The sequence below is a fragment of the Leifsonia sp. genome (assembly GCF_051955155.1).
GTDB lineage: Bacteria > Actinomycetota > Actinomycetes > Actinomycetales > Microbacteriaceae > Leifsonia.
Genome location: NZ_JBQCGZ010000026.1, coordinates 1 through 9,054, shown reverse-complemented (window position 1 = coordinate 9,054; position 9,054 = coordinate 1). Strand labels below are relative to the sequence as shown.

13 protein-coding genes and 1 tRNA gene are annotated in these 9,054 nt (G+C 70.6%); 8 read left to right on the top strand and 6 right to left on the bottom strand.

From position 1 onward, the window contains the following. The first annotated feature begins 64 nt into the window (after window positions 1–64). Both ACTHMF_RS02585 and ACTHMF_RS02580 read left to right on the top strand, forming a co-directional pair. Window positions 65–421 carry a hypothetical protein gene (locus tag ACTHMF_RS02585; RefSeq protein WP_440316179.1) on the top strand — a complete coding sequence of 119 codons (357 nt, stop codon included), beginning with the start codon at window positions 65–67 and terminating at the stop codon, window positions 419–421. Between the two features lie 37 nt (window positions 422–458). After that, window positions 459–851, top strand: coding sequence for a hypothetical protein (locus ACTHMF_RS02580; protein ID WP_440316178.1), 393 nt, complete (start codon window positions 459–461; stop codon window positions 849–851). A gap of 49 nt (window positions 852–900) precedes the next feature. On the opposite strand, the gene ACTHMF_RS02575 is transcribed toward ACTHMF_RS02580, so the two are convergent. Together ACTHMF_RS02575 and ACTHMF_RS02570 are read right to left on the bottom strand one after the other, a co-directional pair. Beyond that, window positions 901–1,062, bottom strand: a complete 162-nt coding sequence (locus ACTHMF_RS02575; RefSeq protein ID WP_440316177.1) for a hypothetical protein — start codon at window positions 1,060–1,062, stop codon at window positions 901–903. 54 nt (window positions 1,063–1,116) lie between these two features. Continuing rightward, window positions 1,117–1,192: transfer RNA gene (locus ACTHMF_RS02570), tRNA-Lys, on the bottom strand. A 162-nt stretch (window positions 1,193–1,354) separates the two neighbouring features. Here ACTHMF_RS02570 and ACTHMF_RS02565 point away from each other — a divergent pair. Next, entirely contained in the window at window positions 1,355–2,149 is a 795-nt protein-coding gene (locus ACTHMF_RS02565; RefSeq protein ID WP_440316176.1) for an inositol monophosphatase family protein, read from the top strand. A gap of 82 nt (window positions 2,150–2,231) precedes the next feature. Here ACTHMF_RS02565 and ACTHMF_RS02560 read toward each other — a convergent pair whose 3' ends face one another. Then, a complete protein-coding gene (locus tag ACTHMF_RS02560) occupies window positions 2,232–2,705 on the bottom strand; it encodes an SRPBCC family protein (RefSeq protein WP_440316175.1) in 474 nt (157 codons plus the stop codon). 5 nt (window positions 2,706–2,710) lie between these two features. Beyond that, window positions 2,711–3,079: an ArsR/SmtB family transcription factor gene (locus tag ACTHMF_RS02555; RefSeq protein ID WP_440316174.1), complete on the bottom strand. Its 369-nt coding sequence runs from the start codon at window positions 3,077–3,079 to the stop codon at window positions 2,711–2,713. Window positions 3,080–3,219: 140 nt separating this feature from the next. Here ACTHMF_RS02555 and ACTHMF_RS02550 point away from each other — a divergent pair, with 140 nt between their 5' ends. The 3 genes from ACTHMF_RS02550 to ACTHMF_RS02540 are packed head-to-tail and all read left to right on the top strand — an operon-like array spanning window position 3,220 to window position 6,319. Next, window positions 3,220–4,095 carry an ABC transporter ATP-binding protein gene (locus tag ACTHMF_RS02550; protein WP_440316180.1) on the top strand — a complete coding sequence of 292 codons (876 nt, stop codon included), beginning with the start codon at window positions 3,220–3,222 and terminating at the stop codon, window positions 4,093–4,095. A 2-nt stretch (window positions 4,096–4,097) separates the two neighbouring features. Further along, the gene (locus ACTHMF_RS02545) at window positions 4,098–5,342 is read left to right on the top strand and encodes an ABC transporter permease (RefSeq protein ID WP_440316173.1); all 1,245 of its coding nucleotides are present in this window, start codon (window positions 4,098–4,100) and stop codon (window positions 5,340–5,342) included. After that, window positions 5,342–6,319 carry an NAD(P)H-quinone oxidoreductase gene (locus ACTHMF_RS02540; RefSeq protein ID WP_440316172.1) on the top strand — a complete coding sequence of 326 codons (978 nt, stop codon included), beginning with the start codon at window positions 5,342–5,344 and terminating at the stop codon, window positions 6,317–6,319. Before ACTHMF_RS02545 ends, ACTHMF_RS02540 begins: the two co-directional genes overlap by 1 nt. Here the strand turns inward: ACTHMF_RS02540 and ACTHMF_RS02535 are convergent. Continuing rightward, entirely contained in the window at window positions 6,225–6,686 is a 462-nt protein-coding gene (locus ACTHMF_RS02535) for a DUF2809 domain-containing protein (RefSeq protein WP_440316171.1), read from the bottom strand. The genes ACTHMF_RS02540 and ACTHMF_RS02535 overlap by 95 nt on opposite strands. 88 nt (window positions 6,687–6,774) lie before the next feature. On the opposite strand from ACTHMF_RS02535, the gene ACTHMF_RS02530 reads away from it, so the two are divergent. Both ACTHMF_RS02530 and ACTHMF_RS02525 read left to right on the top strand, forming a co-directional pair. Continuing rightward, entirely contained in the window at window positions 6,775–7,788 is a 1,014-nt protein-coding gene (locus tag ACTHMF_RS02530; protein WP_440316170.1) for an adenosine deaminase, read from the top strand. Then, entirely contained in the window at window positions 7,776–8,624 is an 849-nt protein-coding gene (locus ACTHMF_RS02525) for an alpha/beta fold hydrolase (RefSeq protein WP_440316169.1), read from the top strand. Before ACTHMF_RS02530 ends, ACTHMF_RS02525 begins: the two co-directional genes overlap by 13 nt. A gap of 20 nt (window positions 8,625–8,644) precedes the next feature. On the opposite strand, the gene ACTHMF_RS02520 is transcribed toward ACTHMF_RS02525, so the two are convergent. Next, complete coding sequence (locus ACTHMF_RS02520; RefSeq protein WP_314146714.1) at window positions 8,645–9,031, bottom strand: hypothetical protein; 387 nt, start codon at window positions 9,029–9,031, stop codon at window positions 8,645–8,647. Window positions 9,032–9,054: the final 23 nt, after the last annotated feature.

The window sequence follows — 9,054 nt, the reverse complement described above, 5'->3', positions numbered from 1 at the left end:
GTGAGGGGGGTGATCTTGGGGGCACGCCCGCTCACCACCAACCCTCTTCGTTAGGATGACCGTCGTGAACGTCAAGGCACAGGGCGTATCGCAGTCCGAGTGGGGGAAGCTCGGCTGGTACGCGATACCTGCGATCCCGCTGTTCCTCCTCTACCTGATGATGGGTGCTCTGCCCTTCCACCTCGGTGCCGACCTCGGCTGGTGGCCGGCCGACTACAACACGGACGCCGGCGAAGCGGCCTCAGCGTTCCGGCTGGGAGGCATCGCCGCCCTGGTGGTCCTCGCCGTCGCGATTCCGATCATCGCCTCATCAACGCGCCGGGGCATGCGCCTCCGCGTGACCAGCGTGGGTGCGCTGCTGCTCGCGGTCGGACTGCCGCTGGTCGCCTGGGCCATCGGCCTGGCTCTTTGGTTCCTGTGACTGCGCCCGCTACGGGGGGTGCCCGACAGGGGGAATCGTGAACAGAACAGGCAAGGCCGGTGCGCTCATGCTCGCAGCGGCCCTCTCCGTCGCGCTTGCGGGGTGCGCGACGCTGACGCAGACCGTTCCCGCCACTTCGCTGCCGACGCCCAGCCCGACCCAGCGTGCACTGCCGCAGATCACTCTCACCGCGTCGGACCTGGCCGCGTGCTCGAGCGAGCCGACCAGGTCTCGCATCGACGCGGCGGTCGCCCAGTCGACGATCTCACCCAAGAACAGCCCGCTCGCCCTCCCGCAGGACAGGGGATCGTACGAGAAGGCGGCGACACAGCTGAAGTTGTGGGATGCGCTCTCGGCAACCGATCGGCAATACCAGCTCTGCTTCAACTACGAGCAGGGCAGCTTCGGCACGAACACCCCAGCGCCGTAGAAACGCAGAAGCGCCGCCGCGGACTGTCGCGACGGCGCTTCCGATCAGGTCAGTACAGCTGGACCGTCTTCACCCACAGGGTTCCGTACGTCTGGTTGAAGTAGTACGTGTTGAAGTCGTCCGGACCACGATCGACGCTCCAGTAGTAGCCGACGGTGAGACGTGAGTAGATGCCCTTATCGACGCACCAATACCGGCATCCACTCCCCATTCGGCGCCATCGCCGAAGAAGCCCCCGGCAGCGTTGCTGCCGGGGGCTTCTGTGTGGTGCGCCCCCAGGGACTTGAACCCTGAACCCATTGATTAAGAGTCAATTGCTCTGCCGATTGAGCTAGAGGCGCATTCGATCCGGTTTCCCGAACCGAGGCTCAACATTAGCATCCGATCGGGGCCGGTCGCCAATCGAGGGCGGTGGGTGCGTCGTCCCGGGCGTGTCCCGGCCGCGCTCGCGCCCACGCGGTGCGCGCAACCGGCCGTTCACCGGGCGCCGCTAGGCTCGTGGCGTGACCGACAATCCCGCCACCCTCGCCGACGATCTCGACCTCGCGCTCCGGCTCGCCGACCGCGCCGATGCGATCTCGAGCGCGCACTTCCGCTCCCTCGACCTGCACGTAGACACCAAGCCGGACCGCACCCACGTGACGGAGGCCGACCTCGCGGTGGAGCGGGCGCTGCGGGAGACGCTGGCGTCCGAGCGGCCGGCGGACGGCATCCTCGGCGAGGAGTACGGCACGGAAGGCGACGCCGAGCGGCCGTGGATCATCGATCCGATCGACGGCACCGCCACCTACCTGCGCGGCGTCCCGGTGTGGGGCACGCTGATCGCCCTCGCCGTCGACGGGGTTCCCGTCGTGGGCGTTGTCAGTTCGCCCGCGCTCGGCAAGCGCTGGTGGGCGGCGTCCGGCGGAGGGGCCTGGACGACGGATGCGCCCGGCGCCGAGCCGCGGCGACTGCGGGTCTCGGGCGTCGCCGACCTGGAGCACGCCTCGATCAGCTTCCAGAGCATCGCCCAGTGGGACGAGGCCGGCTACCTCGACCGGCTCATCGCCCTCACCCGCAGCGTGTGGCGCGACCGCGCGTACGGCGACATGTGGTCGTACATGCTGCTCGCCGAGGGCGTGCTGGACGCGGTCGGCGAGTTCGGCGTGAAGACCTACGATCTCGCCGCGCTCATCCCGATCGTCGAGGAAGCCGGCGGCACCTTCACATCGGTGACGGGCACCCCCGGCCCCGGAAACGGCTCGTCGCTCGCCTCCAACGGCCTGCTGCACCCGGCCCTCCTCGACGCCCTGACCTAGGCGCGGCGCCACATTTGCGCCAAATGTCGGCTCTGAGCGCCGTAGGGCCCAGATCTGGCACAAATGTGGCGGGGAGGAGAGCTCAGGCGCCGGCGAGCACCTCGTCGAGCTGCTCGTAGCCCTCGACGACGCCGCGCTCCATCCCGGAGGCGACCATGCCGTCGCGCGCCTCGACCGAAGGGTACACGGCGTGCGCGCGCACGCGCGTCCGCCCGCCCTCCAGCGGCTCGAACGTGACCGACTCGATGCTCACGACGTCCGGGACGCCCTCGAACTCGAACGTCTGGATGGCGAACTCGTTGTCGCGCACCACGTGGAAGACCCCGTTGAACCGGTACTCGGCGGAGCCGTCCCTGTGCGTGTAGCGGTAGCGTCCCCCGGTGCGGAAGTCGTACTCCTCCACGTCCATCTCGTAGCCGCGCGGGCCCAGCCAGCGCTGCACGAGCTCCGGCTCCTTGTAGGCGCGGAAGACCTTCTCGACCGGGTGGTCGAACTCCCGCTCGATGTCGGTGAACGGCAGCCCCTCGGGGGCGGTGATGGTGACGGCGTTGCTCATTGCTCTCACTCCTTCGTGTCGGTGCGCCCGTCGCCGGTCTCGTCGAGCTCGTCGAGCACGGCGTCGAGCGTGCGGAACCGTTGCTCGTGGACGAGGCGGTACCGGTCGATCCAGCCGGTCAGCTCTTCGAGGGCCGCCGGCGCGAGGTGGACGGGACGGCGCTGGGCCTCCCTGGTGCGCGTGACGAGTCCGGCCTCCTCCAGCACGTGGATGTGGCGGGAGACGGCCTGCGTCGTGATCGCGAACGGCTCCGCGAGCTCGTTCACGGTCGCCGGCCCGCGGCTGAGCCGGGCGATCATCGCCCGGCGGACCGGGTCGGCGAGCGCCTGGAACGCCCTGTCCAACCGGTCCTGCGTCGCGGGATCCTCGTTCATGTGCAACCTTTTCCTTGTTCAACACTTTCATTGAATAGACTATGCGCGCGTCCCCGTTCGCGCAAGAGCGGCGGCACCCTAGGCTCGATGGCGTGAGCGACTCCACAGACGAACCGCTTGTCCACATCGCCGGCTTCCGGATGGACTTCGGCCGAACCACGGTCATCCGCGACCTGTCCTTCGACATCGCGCGCGGAGAGACGTTCGGCTTCCTCGGCAGCAACGGCTCCGGCAAGACGACGACGATCCGCGCCCTGCTCGGCATCTACCAGCCGACCGCCGGCGTCCTGCACATCGACGGCAAGGTCTTCAGCCCGGAGGCGGGCGAGCGTCTCGGCTACCTGCCGGAGGAACGCGGGCTCTACAAGAAGGAGTCCGTGATCGACGTCATGGTCTACTTCGGCCGGCTCAAGGGTCTCGGCGCGGAGCAGGCGCGGCGCTGGTCGCGCGAGTACCTGGAGCGCGTCGGGATCGGCGACAAGGAGAAGGTCAGGCTCGACAAGCTCTCCGGCGGCCAGCAGCAGAAAGTGCAGCTCGGGGTGACCATCATGAACCAGCCGGAGCTGCTCATCCTCGACGAGCCGACAAAGGGCTTCGACCCGGTCAACCGACGGCTGCTGATGGACATCATCGACGATCAGAAGCGCGCGGGCTCCACCGTCATGATGGTGACCCACCAGATGGAGGAGGTGGAGCGACTCTGCGACCGGGTGATCCTGCTCAAGGACGGCGTCGCGCGCGCGTACGGCACCGTGCCGGAGGTGCAGGAGCAGTTCGGCGGCACCGTCGTCCACGTCGACCACGACGGCAGCATCCCCGCCTCCGCCGACTACCGCATCGCGGCCGACGCGGACGGTCACGCAGAGCTCGAGGTGGCGAACGACGCCGACACCGCCGCGATCCTGCGCGGGCTGATCGGCGCCGGCCTCGACGTCACCCGCTTCGCCCCCACCCGCAAATCGCTCGACGACATCTTCGTCGAGGTCTACGGCGCCGAGAGCCGCGAGGAGGACTGAGAATGGCACGCCACAACCTCTCGACCGTCATCGGGTTCGAGTTCCGCCGGACGGTGACGAAGCGGACGTTCTGGGCGGTGACGCTCATCCTGCCCATCCTGATCTTCGGGCTCGGCGGCCTGATCATCGCCTCCAACGTCTCCACGGCGAACACCGCGAACGCCCAGAAGAACGCGCGCTTCGAGTTCCTCTACGCCGATGCCTCCGGGCTCGTCGACCCGGCGATCGCGCGCGAGTACGGCGGCCAGAAGATCGAGAGCAGCTCCGAGGGGGTCGAGGAGGTGCAGATCGGCGGGACCGAGGCGTTCTTCGACTACCCGGCGAACCCGGCGAAGGAGACGGTGCGCGTGTACGGCGCCGACGCCGGCCTGTTCCAGAACAACCGGTACTCCGCCGTGGCCGAGTCGCTGCTGTCCTCCAGCGTGGAGAAGTCCCTCGACTCCCCCGTCGACGTCGCCATCCTCCGCGGCGAGGTGACCACCGCGACCACGACGTTCAAGGACGGCGCCGTCGCGCCCGGGTTCGAGGCGATCCTGCCCGCGCTGCTCTTCCTGGCGGCGTTCTTCCTCGTGATCGTGTTCCTCGGCAATCAGATGCTCAATTCGACGCTGGAGGAGAAGGAGAACCGGGTCACGGAGATGATCCTGACGACCATCAACCCGACCAACCTCCTGATCGGCAAGGTGATCTCGCTGTTCGCCATCGGGGCCATCCAGCTCGCGGTCTTCGCGCTGCCGATGCTGGTCGGCTACCTGTTCTTCAAGGACCAGCTCTCGCTGCCGAACTTCGACCTGAGCGGCCTGGTCTTCGAGCCGCAGAAGATGATCGTCGGCACCCTTATCCTGATCGGCGGCTTCGCCCTGTTCACCGGGACGCTCGTCGCGGTGGGCGCCGTGATGCCGACCGCGAAGGACGCGGCGCCGTTCTTCTCCGTCGTGGTCTTCGCCGTCGTGATCCCGCTGTACGCGTCCAGCTTCGCGATCAGCTCGCCGCAGGCGCCGATCGTGCAGGTCCTCGCCTACTTCCCGTACACGGCGCCGATCACGGCGCTGATCCTGAACGCGTTCGGCTCGCTGCCGCTGTGGCAGGCGATCATCATCATCCTGGAGCTGTTCGTGCTGTCCGCGATCGTGCTGCGGCTCGCGGCGCGGCTGTTCCGGTACGGCTCGATCGAGTACTCCAGCAAGGTGCGGATCCGGGACGTGCTGAGCAGGCGGCCCGCGACGGCACGGGACGGCAGCCGCTGATGCGCGCCGTGACCGTCCCGGAGCCGGGCGGGCCGGAGGCGCTGACGCTCGCCGAGGTCCCGGAGCCGCAGCCGGGGGCGGGCGAGGTGCGTATCCGGGTCGCGGCGGCGGGCGTGAACGGCGCCGACCTCAGCCAGCGCCGCGGCTTCTACCCGTCGCCGCCGGGCGCGCCGGCGTGGCCCGGCCTGGAGGTGTCCGGCGTCGTGGACGCGGTCGGCGCCGGCGTCTCCACCTGGACCATCGGCGACCGTGTGTGCGCGCTGCTGCCCGGCGGCGGCTACGCGCAGCAGGTCGCCGTGGACGCAGGCCTGGTGCTCCCGGTCCCCGTGTCGGTCGACCTCGTGGAGGCGGCGGGGCTGCCGGAGGTGGCGGCGACCGTGTGGTCGAACGTCTTCGACCTCGGCGGTCTGCGCGCGGGCGAGACGCTGCTCGTGCACGGCGGCAGCAGCGGCATCGGCAGCATGGCGATCCAGCTGGGCCGCGCGTTCGGCGCGAGCGTGATCGCGACGGCGGGCAGCCCGGAGAAGGCCGACTTCTGCCGGCAGCTCGGCGCGGACGCCGCCGTCGACTACCGCACGGACGACTTCGTCGCCGCCGCGCTTGCGGCGACCGATGGACGCGGCGTGGACGTCGTGCTCGACATCGTCGGCGGCGCGTACATCGCGCGCGACCTGGAGGCGCTTGCGACCGGCGGCCGGATCATGTCGATCGCGGTGCGGGACCGGACGCCCGCGGCCGTGGACATGGGAATGCTGATGAGCAAGCGGGCGCGCATCCAGGGCACGACGCTCCGGGCCCGGCCGCTCGCCGAGCGCACCGCGATCATCGCCGCCGTGCGGGAGCACGTCTGGCCGCTGCTGGCGGAGGGCAGGATCCGCCCCGTCATCGACTCGGTCTTCCCGCTGGAGGACGCCGAACAGGCGCACCGGCGGATGGAGTCCTCCGCCCACCTCGGGAAGATCCTGCTGCGCGCCTGACCACCAGCTCATCCACCGCACCGGCGATCGCCGCGCCGATCGCATACGCGAGCAGATCCGTCCACTGGAACGTGGATCCGAGCACGAGCTCGGCGCCGGGGATGCGCGCGGACACCGCAGCGGGGAGGCCCGTCGACTGCAGCAACTCGACCGCCGCGCACACCCCGAAGCCGACGGTCGCCGTCCAGACCCGGCCGAGCCGGGGGCACGCGACAGCCACCAGTGTCACCATCAGGACGGCGTAGAGGGCGTCGCCCGCGAACGCGCCGGCCCAGCCGTCGACCGCCTCGTGGACCGACAGCCCGGCGGCGACCACCGCGACGGCCGCGACGCACAGCGCCGCCCGCCGCCTGCCGTTCCCGCCCATCCCCCGACGCTAGCCGCGCCGGTTCCTCCGCCGCATCATCCCCGCGGAGGATTGCACGCGGGAGCGGCCCGGGTGGGAGGATCGAGGAATGACCGCCGCGCCGTCCGATTCCGCCCTGTACGCCCTGCCGAAGGCCGAGCTGCACCTGCACATCGAGGGGACGCTCGAGCCGGAGCTCGCGTTCGAGCTCGCCGCCCGCAACGGCGTCGCGCTCCCCTACGAATCGGTGGAGCAACTCGCCGAGCAGTACGAGTTCTCCGACCTGCAGTCCTTCCTGAACCTCTACTACGCGACGATGGACGTCCTCCGCACGGAGGACGACTTCGCCGAGCTGACCAGGCGCTACCTGCGCACCGCGTCCGAGCAGGGCGTCCGGCACGCCGAGCTGTTCTTCGACCCGCAGGCGCACGTCGCGCGCGGCATCCCCATCGAGGCGGTCGTCGACGGCATCTCCTCTGCCCTCGAGGAGGGCGAGCGGGACCTCGGTATCAGCGGGGGCCTCATCCTCTGCTTCCTGCGCGATGCGCCCGTCGAGTCCGCGGACGCGGTGCTCAGTGCGGCGCTCACCCGTCCCGACCGACTGCTCGGCGTCGGGCTCGACTCGGCCGAGGTCGGCTACCCGCCCGAGCTGTTCCGCGACGTCTTCGCGCGCGCGAAGGACGCGGGCCTGCACGCCGTCGCGCACGCGGGCGAGGAGGGACCGCCGTCGTACATCGTCCAGGCGCTCGACGTGCTCGGCGCCGAGCGCATCGACCACGGCATCCGCGCGGTCGAGGACCCGGCGCTGCTGGAGCGGCTGGCCGAGGAGGGCGTGCCGCTGACGGTCTGCCCGCTCTCGAACGTGCGGCTGCGCACCGTGCCGGACCTGGCCGCCCATCCGCTGCACCGGCTGGAGGAGGCCGGCGTCCTCGTCACGATCAACTCCGACGACCCCGCCTACTTCGGCGGCTACATCGGCGAGAACTACACCGCGGTGCGGGACGCCCTCGGCCTCACCGCCGACCAGGCGGAGCGGTACGCGCGCACCTCCATCCACGCCTCCTTCGCCTCCACCGCGCGCAAGGCCGAGCTGCAGCAGGCGGTGGACGCGTGGCGGGGCTGACGCCGGCGGGCGCGTCCTCGCCGGGTTCGCTCGCGCTGCCCGACGGCCGTGCGCTGCGCTTCTTCGACACCGGAGGCGCCGACGACGCGCCCGTGCTCGTCTGGCACCACGGGACGCCGCAGACTGGCGCGGTCATCGCCCCGATCGCGGAGGCGGCGGCGCGCCGCGGCGTGCGGGTGGTGTCGGCCGCGCGTCCCGGCTACCCCGGCTCCGACCCGCTGCCGGGGCGGACGGTCGCCGACGCCGCTGCGGACGTGATCGCCCTGCTCGACGCGCTCGGCGTCGACCGGTTCGTGACCGCGGGCGCCTCCGGTGGCGGCCCGCACGCGCTCGCGTGCGCGGCCCTCGCACCGCGCCGGACCGCCGCCGTCGTCACCCTGGCCGGCATCGCGCCGTTCTGGGGATCGCCCGACTGGTTCGCCGGGATGACCGACCCCGGCGGGCTGCAGGCCGCGCTCGCCGGGCCGGACGCGCGTGCCGCGCACGCGGAGTCCGCCGAGTTCGACCCCGACTCCTTCACGCAGCGCGACTACCAGACCCTGGAGGGATCGTGGCGCGCGCTCGGCCAGGATGCCGGAGCGGGCGCCGCCGAGGGACCCCGCGGCGAGATCGACGACGACCTCGCGTACGTGAACCCGTGGGGCGCCGAGCTCGGCTCGGTGACCGTCCCGGCGCTGCTCGTGCAGGGCGGCAGGGACAGGGTGGTCCCGGCGACGCACGCCGGCTGGATGCTCGAACGCCTCCCCCAGGCCGAGCTGTGGCTGCGCCCGCACGACGGCCACGTCTCCGTGCTGACGGCCCTCTCCCCTGCGCTGGAGTGGGCGTTCGGATTCTGACCGGCGGGATCACCGCGCGCTCACGCCGTGCCGCCCAGCGCCTTCGTCTTCAGCGCCTCGAACTCGGCCGGGGTGATCGCGCCGGAATCCAGCAGCCGCTTCCCCGCCTCGATCTCGTTCGCCGGCGAGCTGGACCCGGCGACCGACCGGATGTACTGGTCGTTCGCCTGCTGCGCCTGCGCCATGCCCGCCATGCTCCGCTGAGCCATCCGCCCGCCGCGCGCGATCAGGTAGATGAAGGCGGCGAGGAACGGGAAGATCACCAGGAACAGCACCCACAGCGCCTTCGCCCACCCGTTCAGCTCGGGATCGCGGAACACGTCGATGATGACGCGGATGAAGATCGTGATGCACACGATCACCAGATAGAACCAGAACGACCAGATCAGGAAATCCCAGAAACTCATGACGGCTCCGCTCCCTCTCGCGA